Here is a 25,296-nt window from a genome sequence, read left to right on the forward strand (position 1 = left end):
TGAGTGTGTGAATAGTCGGTTATTATTCGGGCCAACCGGGATTCTGTCCAAGCAACGGGTTCTTGATGCGCTCGGCATAAGGTACCGGCCACAGGTAGTGCACGGCCGGGTCGAAATAGCGGGGACCACCCTCGGCACGCGATTTCTCGTAGATAATGTCGCCGAACTCATCGACACCGGTATCGGGATAGGGATTGGCTCCCAAGTCGTTGATGCAAACCCGTTCGCTCGGACCCGTGATAGCCCGGCCGAAGCGCAATTCGCCTTCACGCCAGCGCATCACGTCGGCATACCGCATACCATCGAGCACCATCTCGATGCGACGCTCACGCTTGATTTCGGTCCAGAGGTCGAGGTTCCAGGCCTTCAACTCGTCCAGATTCATGCGGTGCATGCCCACCCGGTCTCTCAGCTTGTTGATCGTATAGTTGATCTGGTCTTGCGTGAGGGTCCCGTTCAGCTGATACATGGCCTCGGCATAGATGAGCAATACCTCGGGGTAGCGCAACACATTGAGGTTGTTGTGCGACAGGTTGTAGTTACCGGCAATCTGCTTATCGTTGTACTTCTTGAAATAGAATCCGGTGCGGGCATTGGCCCCGTTGTTACCGGCCTGCAAGGGAAGAAAGCGAGGCAAGTTGAATGTCTTGTTGGGTTTCTTGGTCTCGGCATCGCCATCATCACCACCAGGCCACTCGTCACCGGGGCAATAGAGCGTCATATACATGCGGGGATCACGGTTCTTGAAATAGTCGGCATAATGTTCCTCGGGGAAGGTGTACAGGTCGGAGGTAACGATATCGGTACGCTTGTAATATTCCAGACCAGCCTTGGCCGGTTTGCCATCGGTGCACAAATAGGCATCGACCAGCGATTTGGCGGGATTGAGGCGGATATAGTCGACCGGGCAGCAGGATTCGTTGGAAACGTTGTGGGTGCGCACGTCGGGTACATAGACACTGTAAATCATCGACTCGGTGTTGTCGGGATTGATTTCGGTATCACCCTCGGGCTGATATACCATACCGTAGTCGTACAGCTTGTAAGGGCTCTTGTCGATAATCTCTTTGGAGAGCGATGCAGCCAACTCGTAACGCCCGTTTTGCAGGGCGATACGGGCCTGCATGGCCAAGGCACCCCAGCGGTCGATACGACCTACGTTCTCGCCCAGCTGGCGTTCACGCGGCAGTTTCGATGCCGCCCATGTCAAATCGTCCATCAGATGGTCTATCACTACATCGCGGTTGTCGCGGGGCACATAGGCCTCCTCGGCAGTGATGACGTGGTCGACCCAGGGCACATCGCCCCAGAAGGTGGTCAACAGGAAGTAGAGATAGGATCTGATAACCTTTACCTCGGCGGCATAGACATCTTTGACATCCTGATCGACCTCGGCACGGTTGTAGTTATCGAGGAAGTTGTTGCACACGAAGATATATCCATAGGCCTGCTCCCAATAGGTGGTAAAGGGGAAGCCGTCGGTATAGGCGTGCTTGCCGCCCGATACCTTGCTCAATCCGCTCGTGATGTTACCCCACATGCAGGTCTCGGCACAACACTCGCTCCAGTTGATGATAAAGTCTTTGTAAAACGCTTCGTAGCAAGGATACAACGCGGCCCGCAGCTGTTCCTCGTTTTTCCAATAGGTCTCATTGGTGATCGAATCCTGCGGATAGCGATCCAAAAAGTCGGAGCAGGAAGTCGACAACAACACGACTACTGCCAGTATATATTTATATATCTTTTTCATAATATATTAGTTTTTAGAATGTTGCGGTTAATCCAAATATGACGGTCTTGACCTGGGGATAGGCATCGCCCGAACTGGTTCTCACCTCGGGATCGTAGGCCCCGAAATAGTTGGAGAAGGTGAGCAGATTATCGGCCGAAACATATACTCTCACGTGTTCGAGCTTACACGGATTCAGCCATTTCTTGGGCAAGCTGTAACCCAACTGAACGTTTTTCAGACGCAGATACGATGCATCTTCCAACCAATAGTCGCTGAAAAGCAGGTTGTGTGTCTGCGATTGGTACATACGCGGATATGTAGCGCCGGGATTGGAGGGAGTCCAACGGTCCAGATGTTCTACCTTGGGCACCGAGTAATCGTTGATAAAGCAGTGACGAGCCTCGTCCGAGAGGTAACCGTTCACCTGACCGATACCTTGCAGGTAGAAACTGAAATCGAATCCTTTCCACTCGACCGAACCTTTCAGCGAGAAGGCGTAGTGCGGATCTTTGTCGCCGAATACCACCTTGTCGTTGTCGTCGATTACACCGTCGGGCACCCCGTTGGGACCGCTGATGTCGCGATACTTGATATCACCGGGTTGGGTGATGGCTTCGGCAGCCTTGGGTATGGCAAATTTGGGATTGATATAGCGGCCGTCGCTGTCGACACCGCCAAAGTCATCGATTTGAGCCAGGCCGTCGGTAAGGTAGCCGTAGTAGGCGTCGATGGGATCGCCCTCGCGACGGATATAATTACCCAACGAAGGTTCGCTGGCTCCCAGGTCGATAATCTTGTTACGCGAGTCGGAGAGGTTGAAGGCTACGCTATACTTCACCTGGTCGATGCGGTCGCGCCATTGAATCCACCATTCCCAACCTTTATTCTCGATTTCACCCATGTTCTCGAACGGCAGGTTGGCCGAACCCGAGATACCTACCAGCGTAGGATAGATGGGCTGAACCAGAGCGTCGATATTGTTCTTCTTGTACCAGTCGAACGTGGTCGACAGGCGGTTGTCGAAGAACGAGAGGTCGATACCCACATTCAACATGCGAATGGTTTCCCACTTGATATTCTTGTTACCCAACTTGGTCTGTTGGAAACCCACGTTGTTTGTTCCACCGATAGGATAGGTTTTGTCGACCCGCTCGATAGGAGTCAGGTAGGGATAGTAGTTGCTGCTGATATTCTGGTTACCCAGCTCACCCCACGAAGCACGGATCTTACCGCCGGTAAGTACCGATTGAGCCCACTCGAAGAAATTCTCCCGGGCAAAGTTCCAACCGGCCGAGAAGGAGGGGAAGTAACCCCAACGGTTCTCCTTGGCAAAACGCGAGGTTCCGTCGATACGGAGGTTGGCCTCGAACAGATATTTGTTGTCGTAGGCGTAGTTGACACGACCGAAATAGGAGCGCAAAGCCCACGATTGTTTGATACCGCCGTTGGTAATGTCCTCGGTACCGGCATCGAGCACGTAGATGCCGTCGAGCAGAATATTCTTACGGCTTGCTGTGAGCGTGCTGCGATTTTCCCACTCCTGCGAGAAACCCAGCAAAGCCGATACTTCGTGCTTCTGAGCAAAAGTCTGGTTGTATTTCAAGGTAGCCTGTGCCGTTTGAGTGAGGTAGTTGTACTGACTTTGCGACACGTAGTTTCTCAAATTCTCGTTACCGCTGCTGGGAGTACCGTCCTGATAGTACTGATACATGGCCGGGTTATATTCGTTGGTCTCCCGCGAGTAATAGTTGGCGGCATATTGACCGGTCAGGTGCAACTGGTCGATGATACGGATATCGGCTCCCACGATACCGTTGAAAGTACGGGTCTGACGCTCCTCGGTACCCGAGTTGTAGGCTACATCGACCGGGTTGCGAACCATGCCGAACGAATACCACTCGGTGTCGCTCCACGTACCGTCGGGATTCTCCTGCTGCCATTTGACCGGCAACAGCGGCGAGATGCGTTGTGCCAGGCGGAACACACCCGACGTGCCGCTATATCCGGCTTCGCTGCGGAAGAAGTCGACGTAGCTCATGTTACCCGTAATCTTGATGCGGTCGAACACCTCGGTATTGACCGACATACGGGCGTTGTGACGGTGAGAGTTGAAGGCGTCGCCTACCACGAGACCCTCCTGGTTCAAATAGCCATACGAAATGAAGTAGCCGCTCTTGGCCGTTCCGCCCCGGATACTCAGATTGTGGTTGGTCTGGAAGGCACTCTTCTTGTACACTTCGCCAATCCAGTCGGTATTGGAGTAGTCGTTGGGATAACGACCCGAATCGTATTTCTCAAAAGCCGTCTGGTCATAGGGAGCCGAGAATCCGGCAGCTACCATGGCCTCGTTCGACAGCGTCATGTAGTCGCGACCGTTGACCAACCGGGGCAGACGGGTCGGACTCTGCCAACCGGCATATCCCGAGTAGGTGAGTTTGGCCTTTTCGTTCACACCGCTCTTGGTCGTCACCAAGATGACACCGTTGGCGGCCCGGGCACCGTAGATAGCAGCCGAAGCGGCATCTTTCAGCACCGAGATGCTCTCGATATCGCCCGGGTTGAGCAGGTCGAGGTCACCCCCGGCCACACCGTCGATCAGAATAAGCGGCGAGGTTTCACTGTTGATGGTACTCACACCGCGAATCACGATTGAGGTGGCGGCACCCGGCTGTCCCGAGGCGTGGGTCACCGATACGCCCGGCAACTCGCCCTGCAAGGCGGCTGCGGCACTGGTCACCGGACGGCTTTCGAGTTCGTCGCCCTTGATCATCGACACGGCGCCGGTCACGTTGATTTTCTTCTGTACACCATAACCCACGACGACCACATCGTTGAGCGAGACCGAACTTTCGGCCATGTCCACATTGACGGTCCCCGCCTTCTGTACGGTTTTCTTTTCGTCCTTATATCCTACATAAGAGAATTTCAGGGTGCTGCCCTCGGGCACATTGATGGCATACTTGCCATCGACATCGGTCGAGGTTCCTTTCGACAGCCCCTCGATAACGACCGAGGCTCCTATGATAGGCTCACCCGTCAGGCGATCGACCACGGTACCGTTGACCGACAAGCTCTTGCTGCTTTTACCGGTCGTACTCTTTCCGGTACTACCTTGTTGTTTGTCACGATTGTAGAGGAGGACACTGTTGTCCAAGAAGCGAAAACCGATATTGGTTCCTTCAAAAAGTTGAGTCAGCGCCGCTTGCAGAGTCACATCGTTGACCTTCAAGGAAACAGGTTTGTCGGGATTGACAAACTCCTTGCTATATGCCACATTTACAGACGCTTGTTTTTTGATTTGCTCCATCGCCTGTTCTAACGTAACATGCTGTATGTTCAACGTTACTTTCTGTTGCTGAGCGAATGCAACCCACGGAAAAGCAAGACAAAGCCCTCCCACCATACACCACTTGCGGATGTATGGAAAAATGTATTTTTCCAGCATAAATTGTGAGTGTTTATTATATTATTAGACTATAAGTTATTTCTCTTTCACTGCATAAACATTCTCCGATATTTCATTAATTTTTATGGGGGTAATGGCGGTCATCATTTCGAGGATACCTGACAGGTTGTTGAGCTTGCAGGTGAAATTATAGGTGAAGGTATTTATCTGCTTGTCCCGCACGTCGAAGGTGACATCGAATTGTCGCGACAGCGTGGTCAAGACCTCGTTCAAGGGCGCATTTCTAAATACCAGTTTATTATCTTTCCAGTCCGAAGCCTCCTGGTAATACTCGTTTCGCATCACCTTACAGACTTTGCTTCCTTTCTCATAGACTGCCGTCTGGCCGGGTTCCATCTGATACGATCCCATCTTCTCGGCATAGGGATAGCTAATCACGATACCGCCCTCGTTGAGCGTCGTGGTCACCACCGAGTCGGTGGGATAGACCGAGACGTTGAACTGGGTTCCCGTCACCCGGATATTCATCTCGTCGGCCTGCACCATGAAGGGTTTCGACGCGTCTTTCTTCACCTCGAAGTAGGCTTCGCCCACCAAGGTCACCTCGCGTTTGTTGCGGGCAAACTTTTCGGGATAGACCAGTTTCGAGTCGGCATTCAGCCACACTCTCGTACCATCTTCGAGCAGAACGACCAGCCGTTCGCCCCGCAAGGCACAAATTTCCTTGTACTCGGGCTTGGAGAAATCAAAACTTTGGTAAGCCAAATACCCCACATTCAACAGAACCAAAGCAATGGCACAAGCCCACTTGCAAATAGTTCCTATGCTGCGTCGTTCGCTCCGTCGAATACCCTCCGACAAATTTTCATAGACTCCGAACTTGTCGAAATCGGGGACTTCACGACCTCCCATCGGCAAGGATTCGGCATTCATCAGCCGCTCTATATCCTTGTCGATGTGATTCGAGATATAATTCAATATCTCGCTATCGGTTTGATGTCGTTTCCAAAGACGCATAATTCATAGGCTTTCATTAATAATACACACCGAAAACTGAAAAGTATTATAGAAAAAATAATTTTTTTTCAATTATTTTTCTTCATCTCACAATAACAACGAGATAGCACATTGTCGAATAAGCTCTTTAATTTGCTTCAAGGCCTGGCTGTATTGGAACTTGACGGTATTGATCGACAGGTGCAACTTGTCGGCAATCTCCTGATTGGAATACTGCCCCGAAATTTTCAACGAGAAGATTTTCCGGCGCTGGGGCGACAGCTGGTCGATAGCCCTGCGAATCATGTCCAGCTGCTCCCGGTCGATTTCGTCATCGACCTGATCGTCGTCGATTCGTTCCAACAGCTCCAAGCAATCGTCCAGCACGAAGATGTTGTTCTTGGAATCGCGCAGAATATTCAAGATGTCGTTTTTCAACACCGTAAACAGAAAGTGATTCAACGGCCGCCGCTCGTCGAGACAGTCGCGCTTCGTCCAAATCTTCATAAAAAGATTTTGCACGGCATCTTCGGCCAACTCTTTATTACACAAATATTTGAACGCAAGCCGATAGGCCTGGTCCGAATAGGTGTTGTAAAGAATGGTAAAAGCCAACTGGTTGCCCTGTTTTAACTGTATCGTTAAAGCGACGTCGTCCATTTTTATCGATTAAGAAAATCCTAGCACGTTGCAATATTCAAAAAAAATAATGAAATCACAAAACAATTTTGATGAATTTAGAGTTACAAATTGGGAGTGAAGCCTCCTCAAAAAGGTCATAAAAAAAAGCTAAACAACCGACCAGCAGTTATTTAGCTTCAAGTACCCAGAGCCGGGATCGAACCGGCATGGAGGTTAATCCACTGGTGTTTGAGACCAGCGCGTCTACCGATTCCGCCATCTGGGCAGAAAAGACGTGGCAAAGGTAAGGATTGATTTTGAATGCGCCAAATAATCTCTGTTTTTTTTCAAAAAAAGTTATTCTACACATCTTCCTAAGGAAAAATAAGTTACATTAGCGGAAGAATTAACATAAAAAATGGCACAATCATGGAAAATCGATATTGTGTAATTATGGGAGGCGGCGTAGGAAGCCGTTTTTGGCCGTTCAGCCGCAATAGCAGACCGAAACAATTTCTCGATTTCTTCGGGATAGGGCGTTCGTTGTTGCAAATGAGCTACGACCGTTTCGTGAAAATAATCCCCAAAGACCACATCTTCATCGTAACGAACGAAATCTATGTCGATGTGATTAAGGAGCAGCTGCCCGAACTGCCCGAAGCCAATATCCTGCTGGAACCGGCCCGACGCAATACGGCCCCCTGCATTGCCTGGGCGGCTTATCACATACGGGCCATCAACCCCAATGCCAACATTGTGGTAGCACCCTCCGACCACCTCATTCTCAAAGAAGAGGAGTTTGCCCGCTGCATCAATCTGGGGCTTGAATTCGTGGCCAAATATCCGGCCTTGCTCACCTTGGGCATCAAACCCAACCGGCCCGAAACGGGATATGGCTACATACAGATAGGCGAAGATGCCGAAGGCGACATCAAGACGGTGAAGACCTTTACCGAAAAACCGAATCTCGAATTTGCCAAAATGTTTGTCGAAAGCGGCGAATTTTTCTGGAACTCGGGTATCTTTATCTGGAATGTACAGACCATCATCAAGGCCTTCCAGCGCTTCTTGCCCGACATCTCCAACCGTTTCGAGGAGCACAACGAGGTATTCAACACACCGGCCGAACAGGCGTTTATCAACGACAATTTTGCGGCCTGTCCCAATATCTCGATCGACTTCGGCATCATGGAGAAGGCGTCGAACGTATTCGTACTCTGCGCCGACTTCGGGTGGAGCGACCTGGGTTCGTGGAGCGCCTTGTATGACCACTCGCCCAAAAACAAGGACGGCAACGTGGCTCAGGGCTGCAAAACATTGCTCTACAATACAGCCAACAACGTGATTGCCGTGAAAGGCGACAAGCTGGTGGTTGTCGAGGGCCTGAAAGATTATATCGTTGCCGAAGCCGACAATGTACTGCTCATCTGCCCCAAGAGCGAGGAACAAAAAATCAAACAGTTTGTCACCGATGCCAAGATGGCCTACGACGATACCTACATCTAAACCCGTCGGCCAGTCGACCTCATCATTCAAGATAAAAGAGAGGGCCGGAGAACAATCTCCGGCCCTCTCTTTATCACATTATTTTTTCGCACGCTTAAAAGAATTTCGTGGGTGTGCCCCAAATATCGGTGAGCAGATTGTTGGCCAATCGACTGGCACCGATTCTGAAATGTTCGTTGTTGAGCCATTTCTCGCCCAGCACCTCTTTGACCACGCAATAATACTTCACGGCATCGACCGTCGTCGAGATACCACCGGCAGGCTTGAACCCGATCATCGTGCCCGTCTGCTCGTAATATTCCTTGATGGCCTGACACATCACATAAGCGGCTTCGAGTGTGGCAGCCGGCTCGGTTTTGCCCGTCGAGGTCTTGATGAAATCGGCTCCCGAATAGATCGACAGCAACGAGGCTTTCTTCACGTTGGAGGCCGTCTTCAAGGCCCCCGATTCGAGAATCACTTTCAGGTGCGACTCCTTGCAGGCGTGCTTCAGTTCCTCGATCTCCTGGCACATCTCCTCATAGTTGCCAGCCAGGAAATTGCCCACGTTGATGACAATATCGATCTCGTCGGCTCCATCGGCTACGGCGAGCGCCGTTTCGGCCACCTTCACCTCGGTAAAGGTCTGCGACGAGGGGAAACCGCCCGACACAGAGGCTATATTCACGGCCGACACGTCGAGATTGGCCCGAACGGTCCCGGCAAAATTGGGATACACGCAGATGGCAGCCACGTTGTCCATCTCGGGGTGCTCCTCCTCAAAATCGTTCACCCGCTTGGTCATACGGGTAATCGACTCGGTGTTGTCCTCGGTGTGCAATGACGTCAGGTCGATGCAGTGGAACAAAAACTTGTACACGTCGGGTGTACTGTTTGCGGCCAAATTGTCCCGAACGATTTTCTCTACGGCAGCCGCTACTTGGGCATCGTCCAAATCGGTATTGTACCGACTCAACATTTCTTCGTACTTGTCCAATTTATTATCCATGTTTGGTCAGTTTAGGATTATTGATATGTCTTGTTTTATCTCGATTGGTCTTCTTCTCGATATTCTTCTCAAAAGCGGCGGTCAAATCGACCCCCGTCTGATTGGCCAAGCAGAGCAGCACCCAGAAGACGTCGCAAAGTTCGTCCGACAGGTCGCTCTGTTCTTCCCCGGGCTTGAACGACTGTTCGCCATACCGGCGCGCAATGATGCGGGCCACCTCGCCCACCTCTTCGGTCAGGATAGCCATATTGGTCAACTCGCTGAAATATCTTACCCCGACACTCTTGATCCAGGCATCGACCTGCTCTTGTGCCTCTTTTATCGTCATAATCTCTATTCCTTGTTTTTGGTATCCATACAAATCGTTACCGGGCCGTCGTTCACCAATTCTACCTGCATGTCGGCCCCGAAAACGCCCGTGGCGACCTGCCGCCCCACCTCCTCGGAGAAACGCCGGCAGAAGGCCTCATACATAGGCACAGCCACCTCGTGACCGGCTGCCCGTATGTACGACGGACGGTTCCCCTTCTTGGTCGAAGCCAACAGCGTGAACTGGCTCACCACCATTGCTTCACCACCTATATCGAGCAGGGAGCGGTTCATCACCCCGTTTTCATCGTCAAAAATACGCAGGTTGGCACACTTCTTCACCAGCCATTCGAGCTCCGAGAGCTCATCGCTCTCTTCGACTCCCAGCAAAATCAAAAGCCCTCGTCCGATAGCCGAATGCAACTCCCCGCCTATCGTTACCGAAGCTCGCTTTACTCGTTGAACAACTACTCTCATGAGATTCTTTCCGTTCTATCACATCGATGCCAATGCCCCACAGCCCCTTCCCCGACCAGCGGGAAAATCGGACACGGGAATCTCTCTGCATCAGCTACAAAGATAATACAATCGACCGCAGAAACAAATTTTATTTCTCTCCTCTCTCCGCAGCCCGTGAAGTCTCCGGGTCAGAATTGAAAAAGAGGCTCCTGTATAAAGTTATTAAATATTTGAATATCAGTATAATATACTCATTTTAGGGATTCTTTGATAATCCGGGCCTTGGCCTCACCGATAACCGAAGCCAAATCGACTTCCGAAGCCTCTTTAATGCGCTTCACACTCCTGAAATGCGTCAGCAACGCATCTCGGGTTCTAGGGCCTATCCCGACAATGGAATCGAGGGCCGATTTCACCTGCCCCTTGCTCCGCTTGTTGCGGTGGAAAGTGATGCCGAACCGGTGGGCTTCGTCGCGCATGTGCTGGATTACCCGCAGCGATTCGGAGTTTTTATCAATATACAACGGCAAGGAATCGCCGGGAAAATAGATCTCCTCCAACCGCTTGGCAATACCCACAATGGGCACCTTGCCTCGCAAACCCAAGGCTTCGAGCGATTCCAGTGCCGCACTCAACTGCCCTTTGCCGCCATCGACGATAACAAGCTGGGGCAACTCCTCCCCTTCGTCGAGCAGACGCCGGTAACGACGATAGATAATCTCACGCATCGAAGCAAAGTCGTCGGGCCCCACTACGGTCTTAATATCGAAATGGCGATAATCCTTCTTCGAGGGTTTTCCCTTCTTGAAGACGACACACGAGGCCACCGGATTGGTGCCTTGTATATTGGAGTTGTCGAAGCACTCCATGTGCCACGGCAATTCGGGCAATCTGAAATCTTGCTGTATGCGCGAGAGCACCCGCATGACCCGTTGCTCGGGATTCAACTTTTCATTCTGTTTCAGCCGGTCGATCTTGTACTGCTTTACATTCTGCTCCGAAACGGCCAACAACTTTTTCTTGTCGCCCCGTTGCGGAACCACAAATTCCAAATTGTCGAACCTCGACTCGGGCAAAAAGGGCACCAACGCCTCCTTGGCCTTGCTGCCGAATCGTGAACGCAGTTCGGCAATACCCAAAGAGAGTATTTCAGGTGCCGATTCATCGAGCTTTTTCTTATACTCAATCGTAATACTTTGCACAATCGAACCCCCTCGTACGTGCATGTAATTGACAAAAGCCACCCCCTCGTCCTCGTCGTAGGAGAAGACATCGATTTCGTGCAAAGCCGGATTTACAATAACCGATTTGGCCTTGTATTTCTCGATTAAATCATACTTTTCCTTAATCGCCTGCGCCTCCTCGAAACGCAACTCGGCCGAGAGCTTCTGCATCTCCTCCAACAAGTGCCGGCTCAACTGGTGTATATCCCCATTGAGAATCTGCCGCACCTGTTCGATATAGCCGTCATACTCCTCCTCCGAAATCTTCCCTTCGCAGCACCCCTTGCAGTTTTTGATATGGTATTGCAGGCATACCCTGAACCGTTTTTTTGCGATGTTTTCGGGGGTAAGCGCATAGTTGCAGGTACGTATGGGATAGAGTTCGCGAATCAGTTCCAGCACGGTTTTGGCCAGATGCACATTGGCATACGGACCATAATATTTCGAGCCGTCGCGATACACCTTACGGGTAAGGAATACCCGGGGGAAATGCTCACTGCGCAGGCAAATCCACGGATAGGTCTTGTCGTCTTTGAGTAAAACGTTATAGCGGGGCTTGTACTCCTTGATCAGACTGTTTTCAAGATGCAAGGCATCTTCCTCGGTCTTGACAACAATATATTGCAAGTCATAGATATTCTTGACCAGCATATTCGTCTTGGCCGAATCGTGCACCTTGTTGAAGTACGACGACACCCGGCGTTTCAAGTTCTTCGCCTTCCCCACATAAATAATCTTGCCCGTTTTGTCGAAGTATTGATACACCCCGGGGGTATCCGGCAAAAGGGCAAGTTTATTCTTGATATTTTCGTTTTTCTCGGTCAATTCGTCTTAATATTTAATCAAGGCATCTACCTCTACATCGGCAGGGAATACCTCACGGCCCTTCAAGAATTCCAGTTCGACCAGGAAGTTGACATAGACTTTTTTCGGATTAAACCGTTTTACCAGATTATATGCAGCCAACATGGTTCCACCCGTTGCCAGCAAATCGTCGTGCAGCAAGACCACGTCATCTTCGCACAGGGCATCTTTGTGAATCTCGATCACATCAACTCCATACTCTTTGGTATAACTCTCCTGCCACGTCTCGGCCGGCAATTTCCCGGGCTTGCGCATAGGCACAAATCCGGCACCGATACGGGTAGCCACAATGGGACCCATAATAAATCCGCGCGACTCGATACCTACCACCTTGGTAATACCCTTCTCGGCATACATGCGGGTGAGCATATCCGACAACTCCTTCAAGCAATCGGCATCTTTGAACACCGTAGTCAAGTCTCTAAATATAATCCCCTTTTGCGGGAAATCGACTACATCGCGAATCTTGCTTTTAATAATCTCTACACTCATTTCTATTCTTGTTTTTTGTTTGTTTTCTCCTTTTGTAGAAAGGCTTTTGGTCGTTTTGTTTCACGTGAAACATTAGCGACCGCAAAGCAACAATAAGATGTTTATATCGCTCGGCGAGATGCCCGGAATGCGCGAAGCCTGCGCAATGGTTTCGGGGTCTATCTTCTCCAATTTCTGACGGGCCTCAGTCGACAAGGCATGCAGTTCACTATACTTGAACTTACCCCGTATGCGAATATGTTCCAACCGGGCAATCTTTTCGGCAATCATCTTTTCACGATCGATATAGCCCTGGTATTTCATCTTTATCTCGGCAGCCTCGACAATCTCCTCCCGACGGTTTTTGATGGAATCCATCTCCCGTTTCAAGGCCGGAACCAGCTGCGAGAGTTGTTCCAAATCGAGTTGCGGGCGCAAAACGAGGTCGATTAACCGCACACCCTGTTTCAACGGTGTGGTACCCAACGCCTCCAATCCGGCATTGATATAGGCCGGTTTTATCGAATAGTGTTCGGCAAAATGGATTAAATGAGCTACCCTGTCCTTCTTCTCCTTCCACAAATCATATCGGTCTTGTTTGGCCAATCCCAGCTGATAGGAGCGCTCGGTCAACCGCATGTCGGCATCGTCCTGCCGCAGCAGAATGCGATATTCGGCCCGCGAGGTGAACATACGATAGGGCTCGTCGACCCCCTTGGTAACCAGGTCGTCGATGAGAACGCCGATATAGGCTTCGTCGCGCCCCAGCGTAAACGGCTCGCCTCCGTGACAGTTGATATGGGCGTTGATACCGGCCACAAGCCCCTGCCCTCCGGCCTCTTCATATCCGGTCGTACCGTTTATCTGTCCGGCGAAAAAGAGGTTGGCAATCCGTTTGGTTTCGAGGTTGTGATTCAACTGCGTGGGATCGAAATAGTCATACTCAATGGCATATCCGGGGCGATAGATGCGCACATCGCGCAAGGCCGGGATTGCCTGCAAAGCCCTCACCTGCACATCGAGCGGGAGCGACGAGGAGAAACCGTTGAGATAGTACTCCTGGGTCGTCTCTCCTTCGGGTTCGAGGAAGAGCTGATGCTCGGTTTTATCGGGGAAAGTGACAATTTTGGTTTCGATACTGGGGCAATAGCGAGGCCCTATACTCTGTATCTGCCCGTTGTAAAGCGGCGAATCGGGCAGTCCGGCACGCAAGATGTCGTGAACCTGCTCGTTGGTATAGATGGTCCAGCAACTGCGCTGCTTCAACGGACGGGGTGTGAAATCGAGGAACGAGAACTTGTGAAAATCGTTATCGCCCTGCTGCTCGGCAGCCTCATCGAAGTGAATGCTGCGGCCGTCGATACGCACCGGTGTACCCGTCTTCATGCGTCCGGCGGTAAAACCCAACGATACCAATTGCTCGGTGATTCCGTATGAAGCAGGCTCCGAAATACGACCTCCCCGCAGCTTCGTGCGTCCGATGTGCATCAGTCCGTTCATGAAGGTACCCGTCGTGAGCACCACACACTTGGCCGTAAAGGTCACATTCATGGCCGTTACCACACCCGCAACCCGTCCGTCTTTTACAAGAATCTGATTTACAGAATCTTGCCACATATACAGGTTATCAGTATTCTCGATTATCGAGCGCCAGGTAGTGATGAACTTGGCGCGGTCGCTCTGCGACCGGGGACTCCACATGGCGGGCCCCTTCGAGCGGTTCAGCATTCTGAATTGTATGGCTGTCTTATCGGTCACAATTCCCATGAAACCGCCCAAAGCGTCGATTTCGCGAACAATCTGCCCCTTGGCAATTCCACCTACGGCAGGATTGCAACTCATCTGGGCTATCTTGTTCATATCCATAGTGATAAGCAGCGTCTTCGAGCCTAAGTTGGCCGACGCGCATGCCGCTTCGCAACCGGCATGACCTGCACCCACTACGATTACATCATAATTAAAATCCATTGTATCTTATCTCTCCATGACTGGTGCGGGAAAAGGCATGTCCCTTCCCCACCCCTGGTCACTTTTATACTCGATTATCTCAATTTCAGAGCCTCGTCCTCGCAACGAGTCATCGCCTCGCGTTCACCCGGACCTTTGTCGTTGATTCCGCACAAATGCAGAATGCCGTGAATGATGATGCGATGGAGCTCCTCGTCGTAGTCGGTTCCAAACTGTTCGGCATTGGAACGGACCGTGTCCACGCTGATAAATATATCGCCGCTTATCTTGTCGCCCTCGGTATAGTCGAAGGTGATTACATCGGTATAATAGTCATGCTGCAAATAGGTGCGGTTCACTTCGAGAATCTTCTCGTCGGAGCAAAAAATGTAGGCAATGTCACCACATCTTTTCCCATAGCCCGAAGCGACCCGACGTATCCAGTCAGTCGTCTCTCTCTTTTTGATCGCCGGCATCTTGACATCTTCGGCAAAATAACTCACAGCCATAACAATTCGCTTTATAATACCGCTACAAAGATAGTGCAAACCACGGGTAGAAACAAGTTTATTTATTTGAAGAAGAAATAGGAGACCGTAATGGCCGAGATGGCTCCTATCACATCGGCCAGCAGCGCATACCCCACGGCATAGCGGGTCTTGCGCACCCCTACGCTGCCGAAGTAGACGGCCAGGATATAGAAGGTGGTATCGGTCGAACCCTGTACGGTACAGGCGACACGACCCACAAACGAATCGACACCATAGGAGGACATGGCATCGACCATCATTCCGCGCGAGCCGCTACCACTCAGCGACTTCATCAGCGCCGTGGGCAAGGCGCCCACAAACTCGGTGTCGATACCCAGCCACCCGAAGAAGGCGGCAAAGCCGTCGACGATATAATCCATCGCGCCCGAGGCCCGGAATATCGCGATGGCTACCAGAATAGCCACCAGGTAGGGAATAATCATCACCGACGTCTTGAATCCCTCCTTGGCCCCCTCGATAAAGGCGTCGTAGACGTTGATGCGCTTCACGAGTCCCGAGACGATAAAGACGACGATTATCGTAAACAGAATGCTGTTGGCGGCAAAGGCCGAATAGGTCGAAATCTTATCCTCGGGCAGCGACGAGAAGTAGTAGAACACCCCGCCCACAAAGGCCGTGAGACCCAGCCCCCACAGCAGAATCACCCGGTCGAAGATGTTGATGCGCTGCTTGATGCAGAGGGCCAGCAGCCCCACAAAGGTGGCCATGAAGGTGGCTATGAGAATAGGCAGAAAAACGTCGGAGGGATTGGCCGCACCCATCTGTGCCCGATAGGTCATCACCCCGATGGGTATGAGCGTCAACCCCGAAGCGTTCAGCACCAGAAACATCAGCATCGCGTCGGTAGCCGTGTCTTTCTTGGGATTCAGCTCCTGCAACTCGTTCATCGCCTTCAACCCCAGCGGGGTGGCGGCATTGTCGAGCCCCAGCATGTTGGCCGATACATTCATGAACATCGAACCCAGCGCCGGGTGCCCCTTGGGTACCCCCGGGAAGAGCCGCGTGAAGAGCGGACTGATCAATCGCGACAGAACGGCAATCATGCCGCCCCGCTCGCCTATCTTCATCAATCCGAGCCAAAGGGTGAGCACGCCCGTCAACCCCAACGAAATATCAAAGGCGTTGCGGGCCGACGCAAACGAAGCATTCATGATGTCGGTCCAAATCGCCGTATTGCCATACACCACGGTCTGAACCACCGCCACCACAAAGGCGATGACAAAGAAAGCAATCCAGATGTAGTTAAGAACCATACGACTGTCTTTGGATTTTTCGTTTCACGAAACAAAAATAGTAAATTTAAAGAAATCGCCCCCGTTTCTCCCCCAAAAAAGGAAAGGAGTCTGCACGCCGGTACCCGCCGTTCTATTTCGTCGGCTTACCTATGCCGTCAAAAATCAATTCATTTAATTATATATCAATATATTATCTCGTTTTTATCCTCGTGAGAATCGCATATTTCATCTCATTCGGCCACCTATGCGTAAATTTTTCAGCCAAAAAGTCTCATTTTAACAATTCAAAACATTGTTATCACAATAGTTTTACCATACAATTAATTTCAAAAATTGGGTCGCTCAAAATATTTGCTACCTTTGTCCAAAATCGAAAAGTCATGCACACGGCCCAAGAGATAGAAAAAGCCATGCGAACGGTCGCCAACCCCGAAAAGATAAAAATCCTATCGGGCTTCTTCAAAACCGGAAAAGGGGAGTATGGCGAAAACGACATCTTCATCGGTGTCCCGGTACCTGTCACCCGAGCCATCGCCAAGAGCCACCGCGACACTCCGCTCGCCGAACTGGTGCAACTGCTGCACAGCCCGGTACACGAGTTGCGCATGGCTGCCCTCCTGTGCATGGTCGAACAGTTTAAGCACGCCGACGACAATCAGAGGACAGTCCTGTATGAAACCTACCTGGCTCATACCGATTGCATCAACAACTGGGATCTGGTAGACCTCACGGCCGCTCAAATCGTGGGAGCCTATCTCGAACACCGCGACCACGCCCCACTCTACCGGCTGGCTCAAAGCAAGCTGCTGTGGGAGCAGCGCATCGCCATCGTCGCCACCTGGCAATGGATTCGACGGGGTCACTTCGACGACACCCTCGCACTGGCCGACCTGCTGCTCCATCACGACCACGACCTGATACGCAAAGCCACAGGCTGGATGCTACGCGAGGTGGGCAAGAAGGACAAGGCCCGCCTGTGCCAGTTCCTCGACAGCCGATACCGAGACATGCCGCGCACGACCCTGCGCTATGCCATCGAGCGGTTCTCCCCCGAGGAGCGCCAACACTATATGCAGAGGTAAACACCGACAGGTACGACAAAGGCCCTCGACAGGAGTCGTCTCCATCGATTCACCTATCTACCATCTCTTAACCTATTTTATAAAAAGGGAATATAGCGCGCTATTTTCTTGCGGATATTCGACGAGGTCAGGTCTGTACAAAACGCTCCTCGCTCGACGACGCGCTATCGTCGAAACATTTCAGGTACACGGCATTCATCTCATCGGCCAGCCGTTTCGGGTCGAAGCGCACCACATAAGCCTTGCCGGCCTCAATCATCTCCCGGCGCAAGTCGGCATCGCTCAACACCCGCTTCATGGCCGCAGCCATACCGGCCACATCGTCGGGATCGACATAGAGCGAACGTGGACCTCCCGCCTCTTCGAGACACGAACCCGTGGCAGCAATCACCGGCACTCCGGCCGAGAGCGCCTCGACAATGGGGATACCGAACCCCTCGAAACGCGACGGATAGACAAAGGCCTCGGCCATGTGATACAACACCGGCAGGTCGCCGAATTTCAGGTTGTGAATCATATGTATCCGATCGCTCAGCCCGTGAGCCTCGATATAGGCCTTCACCTCATCGGCATAGGCCGTACTCTTGCCCACAGCCACCAGATGAACATTGCCCAACTGCTCGACGGCCTTTACCGCCAGCAGCAGGTTCTTGCGCTCCTCGATGGTGCCTACACTCAAAATAAATTGATCGGGCAGGTGGTAGGCCTCCCGCACACGTGCCTTGGCCTCGGCCGATACAGGCTGGGCAAAAACCGGGTCGCACCCTTGATACACCACATCGATCTTGTCGGGCGAGATGCCGTAGAACTTCACGATGTCGCGCTTGGTACACTCGCTCACCGCCACAATGCGGTCGGACTTGCGACAGGCATACCGAAACTTGTAATTATAGATGATGCGATCCAGCCAGTGATAGTATTGCGGATAACGCAGGAAAATCAAGTCGTGAATGGTCACCACGCTGCGTATCCCCGTGCGGTGAATCCCCACGGGCAACTCATTGCTCAGTCCGTGGTACAACTGGACCCCGTCCTGCAACAGACCGCGTTTGATAAAGAAGGTGCGCCACAGAGCCTTGCAACGTTTCATCAGGAAGGAGTGCGGCTGTATCGAAGCCACATTCTTGTGCTTCAACAGGGAGTCATACAACGCATTCTTGCATTTCTTGGGAATGTACATTCGGTACTTGTGCTCGTTGCCATACGTAGCCATCGTCTCTACCATGAATCGGCTGTAATTGCCCAGCCCGGTAAAGTTGGCGTTAGCTCTCTTTGCATCAAATCCTATAATCATTCCTTCAAATACAATTTACGATATACATTAGAATAGATGAATCATGCAGCGGTTTTGCTGCATGATGCTTAAAATTTTTCATTATTTCCCATATATCCCAGGAACAAAGGGAATAAAGCACTCATTTCTATAACGTTATTAACGTCATTTCCCCCTATTCGGTTTCCCTGTTTTTTCGTTTCGTCCCGAGGGAAGGCCCTCACGGTCAACTATTCTACACAGAATCTGCGTGCAAAGGTACATTTTGTTGCAATTATTTCTATCTTTGTGCAAACAAAAATGGGGTGCACCCCCCGTATTTCCCCCAAAAAGAAAGAGAGATGATACAAAAATTCGACTTTTTAATCATCGGTTCCGGTATCGCCGGAATGAGTTATGCCCTCAAAGTGGCTCACAAAGGAAAAGTAGCCCTCATTTGCAAAACCGAACTGGAAGAGGCCAATACATTTTTTGCACAAGGTGGCGTAGCCTCGGTAACCAACACCCTGGTAGATAACTTCGAGAAACATATCGAAGACACCATGATCGCCGGCGACTGGCTCAGCGACCGCGCCGCTGTCGAGAAGGTGGTACGGGAAGCCCCCTCGCAAATCAAACAACTCATCGAGTGGGGTGTCGAGTTCGATAAAAACGAAAAAGGCGAGTTCGACCTGCATCGCGAAGGCGGCCACTCCGAGTTCCGTATCCTCCACCACAAGGACAACACCGGTGCCGAGATTCAGGACAGCCTCATCAAGGCGGTCAAACAGCACCCCAATATCACCATCTTCGAGAAACATTTTGCCATCGAAATCATCACGCAGCACCACCTGGGGGTAACCGTCACACGGCAGACTCCCGACATCGAGTGCTACGGTGCCTATGTGCTCGACCTCAATACGGGCAAGGTAGATACCTTCCTCTCCAAAGTGACCCTCATGGCCACCGGTGGTGTAGGCGCCATCTACCAGACCACCACCAACCCGCTTGTAGCTACCGGCGACGGCATCGCCATGGTCTACCGCGCCAAGGGTACCGTCAAGGACATGGAGTTTATCCAGTTCCACCCCACGGCCCTCTACCACCCCGGCGACCGCCCCTCGTTCCTCATTACCGAGGCCATGCGCGGATACGGTGCCGTGTTGCGTACGCTCGACGGCAAGGAGTTCATGCAGAAGTACGACCCGCGGCTCTCGCTGGCACCCCGCGACATCGTGGCCCGCGCCATCGACAACGAAATGAAGAACCGGGGCGAAGACCACGTCTACCTCGACGTGACCCACAAAGACCCCGAGGAGACCAAGAAACACTTCCCCAACATCTACGAGAAGTGCCTCAGCCTGGGTATCGACATCACCCGCGACTACATACCCGTAGCTCCAGCCGCCCACTACCTGTGCGGCGGTATCAAGGTCGACCTGGACGCCCGCTCCTCCATCAACCGGCTCTATGCCGTGGGCGAATGCTCCTGCACCGGCTTGCACGGCGGTAACCGACTGGCCTCCAACTCGCTTATCGAAGCCGTGGTCTATGCCGACGCCGCAGCCAAGCACAGCCTCAAAGTCATCGACAACTACTCTTATCAGGAGAACATTCCCGAGTGGAACGACGAGGGTACCGTGGAGCCCGAAGAGATGGTGCTCATCACGCAAAGTGTCAAGGAGGTGGGCCAAATCATGAGTACCTATGTGGGTATCGTCCGCTCCAACCTGCGGCTCAAACGCGCCTGGGACCGCCTTGATATCCTCTATGAGGAGACCGAGGACCTCTTCAAACGCAGCAAAGCCTCGAAAGAGATTTGCGAGTTGCGCAACATGATCAACACCGGCTATCTGGTGATGCGTCAGGCCATGGACCGCAAGGAGAGTCGAGGGCTACACTACAACATCGACTATCCTCACCCCGACTTTATTCCCCACAAGTAAGAAATCCTCGGCGGCTCTACCACCGGCTCAATAGGAGAACCGTATTCTTTCCAACCATCAGCCCCTCAAAAGTCAGACCGTAACTTTTGGGGGGCTGCTCAAACAGGGCTGCGGAGCCCGATTACTCTCCCCGACTCGCAAGAGCTCTTTTCCTCGAAAACCCTCATAAAAGATAAGTTCATGAAGAATCGATTCCTCTCGGTCGCCCTGTCGACCCTCGTGATGACAACACTTTCAACCAGTTGCAACCAAGTGAAAAAGATAGAACATCTACCCTACCCCGAAGCCGAACGCGGCAACGTGACCGACAACTACTTCGGGACCGAAGTGGCCGACCCCTACCGTTGGCTCGAAGACGATAACTCGGCCGCCACAGCCGCCTGGGTGAAGGCCGAAAACGAAGTGACCTTCGACTACCTGTCGAAGATTCCTTTCCGCCAGGCCATCAAGGAGCGGCTTACCCAACTGTGGAACTACCCCAAGGAGAGCGCTCCCTCGAAAAAGGGCGACTGGCTCTACTACTCGCGCAACGACGGCTTGCAGAATCAGGACGTCATCTACCGGCGCGCCAATCCCGAGGCTACGCCCGAGGTATTCCTCGACCCCAACCGCCTGTCGGACGACGGAACGGTAGCGCTGACCGCCACCTCGTTCTCGAAAGACGGTAAATATTTCGCCTTCTCCGCCGCAGCCTCGGGCTCGGACTGGATCGAAATCCGCGTCATGGAGACCGCCACCAAACGGTTGCTCGACGACAGCATCAAGTGGGTCAAATTCTCGGGAGCCGTCTGGTCGCCCGACGGCCAAGGCTTCTATTACAGCGGATACGAAGCCCCCAAGAAAGGGATATACTCGGCCAAGAACGAATATCAGAAGGTGTACTATCACCGGATAGGGACACCCCAAAGTGCCGACCGAATCGTCTATGCCGACCCGCAACACCCGCTGCGCTACTTCTCGGCCTGGGAGAGCGACGACAGCCGCTGGATTTTCGTCTCGTCGTCAGAGGGAACCTCGGGCAGCGAGATTCTCTACAAACGCAAGGAAGCCCCGAAGTTCGAGGTGCTGCTCAAAGGATTTGACCACGACTACAACATTGTCGATTGCAGCGACGACCAACTCTATGTCCGCTCCAACGAAGGGGCCGAAAACTACAACCTCATCAAAATCGACCTCAACGACCCCTCGAAGCGCGAGGTGGTGATTCCCGAGAAGGAGACCCTGCTCGAAAGCGTGCAGGCTGCCGGCGGCCGCCTGACGGCCATCTACCTCGAAGATGCCCAGAACAAGGTCTACCAATATACCCCCGACGGCACCCTCGTGCGTGAGGTGGAGCTCCCGGGCATCGGTACCGTCGACGGTTTCGACGGCGAGAAAGAGGATACCCGCCTCTACTACTCGATTACCACCTTCACGGCCCCCGCAACCATCTATGCGTTCGACATCGAGAGCGGCCAGTCGACCCTCTACTTCCGCCCCGAGGTGGCCTTCAACCCCGACGATTTCACTACCGAGCAGATATTCTTCACCAGTAAGGACGGCACGCGTGTACCCATGTTCGTCTCGTATAAGAAAGGGTTGAAACTCAACGGTAACAACCCCTGCTACCTCTACGGATACGGCGGTTTCCAAATCAGCCTCACCCCCTCGTTCAGCCCCTCGTCGATCATGTTCATGGAGCAGGGCGGCGTGTATGTGTTCGTCACGCTGCGCGGAGGGCTCGAATATGGCGAGAAATGGCACAAGGCCGGCATGCTCGAAAACAAACAGAACGTATTCGACGACTTCATCTCGGCCGCCCAATACCTCATCGACAACCGATACACCTCGTCGAAGAAACTGGCCATTGCCGGCGGCTCGAACGGCGGTCTGCTGGTGGGAGCCTGCGAGGTGCAACGTCCCGACCTCTTCGCCGTGTGTCTGCCCAGCGTAGGGGTGATGGACATGCTCCGCTACCACAAGTTCACCATCGGCTGGGGCTGGGTGGTAGAGTACGGTTCGAGCGACGACCCCGAACAGTTCAAGTACATCTACAAATACTCGCCGCTGCACAACATCAAGAAGGGCGAGAAATATCCCGCCACACTCATCACCACGGCCGACCACGACGACCGGGTAGTCCCTGCCCACTCGTTCAAGTTTGCCGCGCAGATGCAGTATGCCCAGGCAGGCAGTGCCCCGATATTGATACGCATCGAAACGAAGGCCGGGCACGGAGCCGGCAAACCCATCTCGAAACGCATCGACGAGGCTACCGACTGCTACTCGTTCCTCTTCCAGAACACGGGTACACCCTACAAGCCTGTCCATCAAAAGTAGGTCGGCAAATTCATGTTGCAATCGATAAAAAAAGAGTCTGGCACGGGGCCAGACTCTTTTTTGTTTCTCCCCCGGCCACAAGCCTTCTCCCCCAACGGCAAAAAAGAGAAACACAATCCCCCTCTTAATCTTATCCCTCACTCCCGTGAACCTTTTTCACCGCCGACTGTTCTTACTGTACAAAAACATCTGCCATTATGAAATCGATTCAAGGAACCCAAACCGAACAAAACCTGCTGAAAGCCTTTGCCGGTGAATCGCAGGCCCGCAACCGCTATACCCTCTTTGCCCAGAAGGCACGGGAAGAGGGCTATGAACAGATAAGTGCCGTCTTTGCCGAGACGGCCGACCAGGAGCTGGCACACGCCACCCGATTCTTCAAGTTCCTGCAAGGGGGTATGGTAAGCATCACCGCCGAATATCCGGCCGGACGCATAGGAAACACGGCCGAGAATCTGCTCGAAGCCGCCCAGGGCGAACTGCTCGAATGGAGCGACCTCTACAACAACTTTGAACAGGCGGCCGTCGACGAGGGTTTCAAAGAGGTGGCCGCCGCCTTCAAGATGATTGCCCAGGTCGAGAACTTCCACGAATGGCGCTACCGCAAACTGCTCGAACGGCTCCAAAACGACACGGTATTCAAACGCGAGAAGACTATTCGCTGGCAATGCCGCAACTGCGGCTACATCTACGAAGGCACCGTGGCACCGGCCCGCTGCCCGGCCTGCCTCGAACCGCGCGCCTTCTTCGAGCCTGCCCGCGACAACTATTGAACAAAACTATCTATCTTTTCATACGACCCTGCCCGTGGTCGGCGACACCCCGTCGCCGTCACGGGTTTCTCTTTACCCGGCCGCACCCCTACCGCTTCATGGCCGAGCGCGAAAGCAACTTGTGCCCGATGCGGCAATAGAGGCACTTGTGAGCCTGACAATAGGCATTGTTCAGCTGAATCACCGCCTGGCTCTCCAACGCATTGGTCACCCCGATACCCATCTCGGCGAAACGCCGCACAATCGAGTTCTTCTCGGGACGCAACGATTCGAGCAACACCATGGCCCGGTCGGCCATCGCCTCGTTGCCCGTGCGCAGCCCACAGGCATAAAGCAGCGGGGCCACCGTGTTAATCAGCACAATATCGACAGCCCCCTCGCCCAGCACCGCGGGCGACTCGGGCGAGGTATGGCCGAACAGGTAATGGGTGGTCCAGTAGCCGGTGAGCTCGGCCTTGAAAATGGAGCGGAGCTCCTCGATGTCGGTCGCCTCGCAGATACGTGAAAACAGGTTGAATCCCCGGTGTATGTACTGGGCCAGCAGGGCGATGCGTCGGTGAGGGAAATTGGCCGGACGCAGCCGGAAGAACTTCCAGCTGTCGCGATTGATGGGGGTCAGCCCGAACTTGTTGCGCAGGAAGGCATACTCGCTTGTCAGCCGGGCGTAATAGTCGTCGCCCGCGCACTCCCCCTCGACCAGCAGACCCGCCTGCCCGAAGAGGAAAGCCTCGACCTGAGGCAACGAGTCGGCATGCTTTTGCATAAAGAGCAGCGGCAAACTGCGGGCCAACCGCTCGAAGGCATCGCCATTAATGCCGAATCCCAGGCTGCGGGCCAGCGAGATGTAGCATACCTCCTCCCAACTGCCCCGGTAGAGTTCGAGCCAGTCGTACAGCCGTTGCGCCTTGGCCTGCAACCGCTCGATGGCCAGCGACGAGACCCAGTCGGCCAGCACCACCGGATCGAAATCGCCGATATAGCGAGCACACGACTGCGACGCCGAGTGGGCGACCAGCGCCTCGTAGTCGGCCCGGAACGTGGGCGAACACGACAGCACCAGCGTAGGAATAGCCTCACCGTTGGTGCGGCACACCTGGGCATCGGCCACCTCGACCACATGCAGCACCACCGAGTCGTAAGCCGGGTCTAGGTGGTGGTTATGGCGCCGCCAGTCCGAAGCCCTCCGGTGTATCTCCACATTACCCGCCCACACACAGTCGTCGACCCCGATTTTGGCGTTGAAAAAATCGGGCCCCGAGTCGGTATTCAACCGACCCACGTCGATAATTCGCAACCGTCGACCATCGACCGTCGTCAATTTCGACGAGTCGAAGAGCCGGTGTTGCCACACATATTGCATCAGTTTTTCCATAAACCGCTAATCCCTTTTCTATCCTCCAAGCAGACAAGAAGCTGTTCGGCAGCGTCAAATTTGTTAAAATCGTGAATTTTCACTTGCCTCGGCTCACACCTTTCACTATCTTTGTAGAAGATAGGAGGCGGCTCGGCCTTGTCAAACTTGAAAACATCGTTTTCGTTTGCCACTGCTCTCGCCTTTCACTATCTTTGCGTGTTGCATATGTGCAAATTAAACCAACCTTGTTGAATAAACGGGT

19 protein-coding genes and 1 tRNA gene are annotated in these 25,296 nt (G+C 52.8%); 5 read left to right on the forward strand and 15 right to left on the reverse strand.

Annotation, left to right across the window (positions count from 1 at the left end):
* Window positions 1–22 precede the first annotated feature (22 nt).
* The 5 genes from BARVI_RS07210 to BARVI_RS07230 all read right to left on the reverse strand — a co-directional run bounded on the left by BARVI_RS07210 (window position 23) and on the right by BARVI_RS07230 (window position 7,041).
* Window positions 23–1,750 carry a RagB/SusD family nutrient uptake outer membrane protein gene (locus tag BARVI_RS07210; protein WP_025278583.1) on the reverse strand — a complete coding sequence of 576 codons (1,728 nt, stop codon included), beginning with the start codon at window positions 1,748–1,750 and terminating at the stop codon, window positions 23–25.
* A 13-nt stretch (window positions 1,751–1,763) separates the two neighbouring features.
* On the reverse strand, window positions 1,764–5,177 hold the full coding sequence (locus BARVI_RS07215; protein WP_025278584.1) for a TonB-dependent receptor: 3,414 nt from the start codon (window positions 5,175–5,177) through the stop codon (window positions 1,764–1,766).
* A gap of 36 nt (window positions 5,178–5,213) precedes the next feature.
* On the reverse strand, window positions 5,214–6,155 hold the full coding sequence (locus tag BARVI_RS07220) for a FecR family protein (protein WP_025278585.1): 942 nt from the start codon (window positions 6,153–6,155) through the stop codon (window positions 5,214–5,216).
* Window positions 6,156–6,242: 87 nt separating this feature from the next.
* Window positions 6,243–6,794 carry an RNA polymerase sigma factor gene (locus tag BARVI_RS07225; protein WP_038534306.1) on the reverse strand — a complete coding sequence of 184 codons (552 nt, stop codon included), beginning with the start codon at window positions 6,792–6,794 and terminating at the stop codon, window positions 6,243–6,245.
* A gap of 163 nt (window positions 6,795–6,957) precedes the next feature.
* Window positions 6,958–7,041 (reverse strand) — tRNA-Leu (locus BARVI_RS07230).
* A 143-nt stretch (window positions 7,042–7,184) separates the two neighbouring features.
* On the opposite strand from BARVI_RS07230, the gene BARVI_RS07235 reads away from it, so the two are divergent.
* Window positions 7,185–8,261, forward strand: coding sequence for a mannose-1-phosphate guanylyltransferase (locus tag BARVI_RS07235; RefSeq protein ID WP_038534307.1), 1,077 nt, complete (start codon window positions 7,185–7,187; stop codon window positions 8,259–8,261).
* Between the two features lie 94 nt (window positions 8,262–8,355).
* Here BARVI_RS07235 and deoC read toward each other — a convergent pair whose 3' ends face one another.
* The 8 genes from deoC to BARVI_RS07275 form a co-directional block, all read right to left on the reverse strand.
* Entirely contained in the window at window positions 8,356–9,249 is an 894-nt protein-coding gene (gene deoC, locus BARVI_RS07240) for a deoxyribose-phosphate aldolase (protein WP_025278588.1), read from the reverse strand.
* Window positions 9,242–9,577, reverse strand: coding sequence for a nucleotide pyrophosphohydrolase (locus BARVI_RS07245; RefSeq protein WP_025278589.1), 336 nt, complete (start codon window positions 9,575–9,577; stop codon window positions 9,242–9,244). Before BARVI_RS07245 ends, deoC begins: the two co-directional genes overlap by 8 nt.
* Window positions 9,578–9,582: 5 nt before the next feature.
* Entirely contained in the window at window positions 9,583–10,035 is a 453-nt protein-coding gene (gene dtd / locus BARVI_RS07250) for a D-aminoacyl-tRNA deacylase (RefSeq protein ID WP_025278590.1), read from the reverse strand.
* A gap of 233 nt (window positions 10,036–10,268) precedes the next feature.
* Entirely contained in the window at window positions 10,269–12,065 is a 1,797-nt protein-coding gene (uvrC, locus tag BARVI_RS07255; protein WP_025278591.1) for an excinuclease ABC subunit UvrC, read from the reverse strand.
* Between the two features lie 6 nt (window positions 12,066–12,071).
* Window positions 12,072–12,596 carry an adenine phosphoribosyltransferase gene (locus tag BARVI_RS07260; protein ID WP_025278592.1) on the reverse strand — a complete coding sequence of 175 codons (525 nt, stop codon included), beginning with the start codon at window positions 12,594–12,596 and terminating at the stop codon, window positions 12,072–12,074.
* A 72-nt stretch (window positions 12,597–12,668) separates the two neighbouring features.
* On the reverse strand, window positions 12,669–14,543 hold the full coding sequence (gene mnmG, locus BARVI_RS07265) for a tRNA uridine-5-carboxymethylaminomethyl(34) synthesis enzyme MnmG (RefSeq protein WP_025278593.1): 1,875 nt from the start codon (window positions 14,541–14,543) through the stop codon (window positions 12,669–12,671).
* 74 nt (window positions 14,544–14,617) lie between these two features.
* Entirely contained in the window at window positions 14,618–15,031 is a 414-nt protein-coding gene (ybeY, locus tag BARVI_RS07270; protein WP_025278594.1) for an rRNA maturation RNase YbeY, read from the reverse strand.
* A gap of 62 nt (window positions 15,032–15,093) precedes the next feature.
* Window positions 15,094–16,326: a nucleoside recognition domain-containing protein gene (locus BARVI_RS07275; protein WP_025278595.1), complete on the reverse strand. Its 1,233-nt coding sequence runs from the start codon at window positions 16,324–16,326 to the stop codon at window positions 15,094–15,096.
* Window positions 16,327–16,688: 362 nt separating this feature from the next.
* Here BARVI_RS07275 and BARVI_RS07280 point away from each other — a divergent pair, with 362 nt between their 5' ends.
* A complete protein-coding gene (locus BARVI_RS07280) occupies window positions 16,689–17,390 on the forward strand; it encodes a DNA alkylation repair protein (protein WP_025278596.1) in 702 nt (233 codons plus the stop codon).
* A gap of 127 nt (window positions 17,391–17,517) precedes the next feature.
* Here the strand turns inward: BARVI_RS07280 and BARVI_RS07285 are convergent, their stop codons facing one another.
* Window positions 17,518–18,684: a glycosyltransferase family 4 protein gene (locus BARVI_RS07285; protein ID WP_025278597.1), complete on the reverse strand. Its 1,167-nt coding sequence runs from the start codon at window positions 18,682–18,684 to the stop codon at window positions 17,518–17,520.
* Window positions 18,685–19,004: 320 nt separating this feature from the next.
* On the opposite strand from BARVI_RS07285, the gene nadB reads away from it, so the two are divergent.
* The 3 genes from nadB (at window position 19,005) to rbr (ending at window position 23,680) form a co-directional block, all read left to right on the forward strand.
* On the forward strand, window positions 19,005–20,588 hold the full coding sequence (gene nadB / locus BARVI_RS07290; RefSeq protein ID WP_025278598.1) for an L-aspartate oxidase: 1,584 nt from the start codon (window positions 19,005–19,007) through the stop codon (window positions 20,586–20,588).
* A 180-nt stretch (window positions 20,589–20,768) separates the two neighbouring features.
* Complete coding sequence (locus tag BARVI_RS07295) at window positions 20,769–22,907, forward strand: prolyl oligopeptidase family serine peptidase (protein ID WP_025278599.1); 2,139 nt, start codon at window positions 20,769–20,771, stop codon at window positions 22,905–22,907.
* Window positions 22,908–23,101: 194 nt separating this feature from the next.
* Entirely contained in the window at window positions 23,102–23,680 is a 579-nt protein-coding gene (rbr, locus tag BARVI_RS07300; RefSeq protein WP_025278600.1) for a rubrerythrin, read from the forward strand.
* Between the two features lie 88 nt (window positions 23,681–23,768).
* Here the strand turns inward: rbr and BARVI_RS07305 are convergent, their stop codons facing one another.
* Complete coding sequence (locus BARVI_RS07305; RefSeq protein WP_025278601.1) at window positions 23,769–25,052, reverse strand: DUF2851 family protein; 1,284 nt, start codon at window positions 25,050–25,052, stop codon at window positions 23,769–23,771.
* Window positions 25,053–25,296 lie beyond the last annotated feature (244 nt).

The sequence above is a fragment of the Barnesiella viscericola DSM 18177 genome, from assembly GCF_000512915.1.
GTDB classification, from domain to species: Bacteria; Bacteroidota; Bacteroidia; order Bacteroidales; family Barnesiellaceae; genus Barnesiella; species Barnesiella viscericola.

Coding starts and splice junctions, on each gene's coding strand:
- BARVI_RS07210 (WP_025278583.1), bottom strand. CDS start 1,750: ATGAAAAAGATATATAAATATATACTGGCAGTAGTCGTGTTGTTGTCG.
- BARVI_RS07215 (WP_025278584.1), bottom strand. CDS start 5,177: ATGCTGGAAAAATACATTTTTCCATACATCCGCAAGTGGTGTATGGTG.
- BARVI_RS07220 (WP_025278585.1), bottom strand. CDS start 6,155: ATGCGTCTTTGGAAACGACATCAAACCGATAGCGAGATATTGAATTAT.
- BARVI_RS07225 (WP_038534306.1), bottom strand. CDS start 6,794: ATGGACGACGTCGCTTTAACGATACAGTTAAAACAGGGCAACCAGTTG.
- BARVI_RS07235 (WP_038534307.1), top strand. CDS start 7,185: ATGGAAAATCGATATTGTGTAATTATGGGAGGCGGCGTAGGAAGCCGT.
- deoC (WP_025278588.1), bottom strand. CDS start 9,249: ATGGATAATAAATTGGACAAGTACGAAGAAATGTTGAGTCGGTACAAT.
- BARVI_RS07245 (WP_025278589.1), bottom strand. CDS start 9,577: ATGACGATAAAAGAGGCACAAGAGCAGGTCGATGCCTGGATCAAGAGT.
- dtd (WP_025278590.1), bottom strand. CDS start 10,035: ATGAGAGTAGTTGTTCAACGAGTAAAGCGAGCTTCGGTAACGATAGGC.
- BARVI_RS07260 (WP_025278592.1), bottom strand. CDS start 12,596: ATGAGTGTAGAGATTATTAAAAGCAAGATTCGCGATGTAGTCGATTTC.
- mnmG (WP_025278593.1), bottom strand. CDS start 14,543: ATGGATTTTAATTATGATGTAATCGTAGTGGGTGCAGGTCATGCCGGT.
- ybeY (WP_025278594.1), bottom strand. CDS start 15,031: ATGGCTGTGAGTTATTTTGCCGAAGATGTCAAGATGCCGGCGATCAAA.
- BARVI_RS07275 (WP_025278595.1), bottom strand. CDS start 16,326: ATGGTTCTTAACTACATCTGGATTGCTTTCTTTGTCATCGCCTTTGTG.
- BARVI_RS07280 (WP_025278596.1), top strand. CDS start 16,689: ATGCACACGGCCCAAGAGATAGAAAAAGCCATGCGAACGGTCGCCAAC.
- BARVI_RS07285 (WP_025278597.1), bottom strand. CDS start 18,684: ATGATTATAGGATTTGATGCAAAGAGAGCTAACGCCAACTTTACCGGG.
- nadB (WP_025278598.1), top strand. CDS start 19,005: ATGATACAAAAATTCGACTTTTTAATCATCGGTTCCGGTATCGCCGGA.
- BARVI_RS07295 (WP_025278599.1), top strand. CDS start 20,769: ATGAAGAATCGATTCCTCTCGGTCGCCCTGTCGACCCTCGTGATGACA.
- BARVI_RS07305 (WP_025278601.1), bottom strand. CDS start 25,052: ATGGAAAAACTGATGCAATATGTGTGGCAACACCGGCTCTTCGACTCG.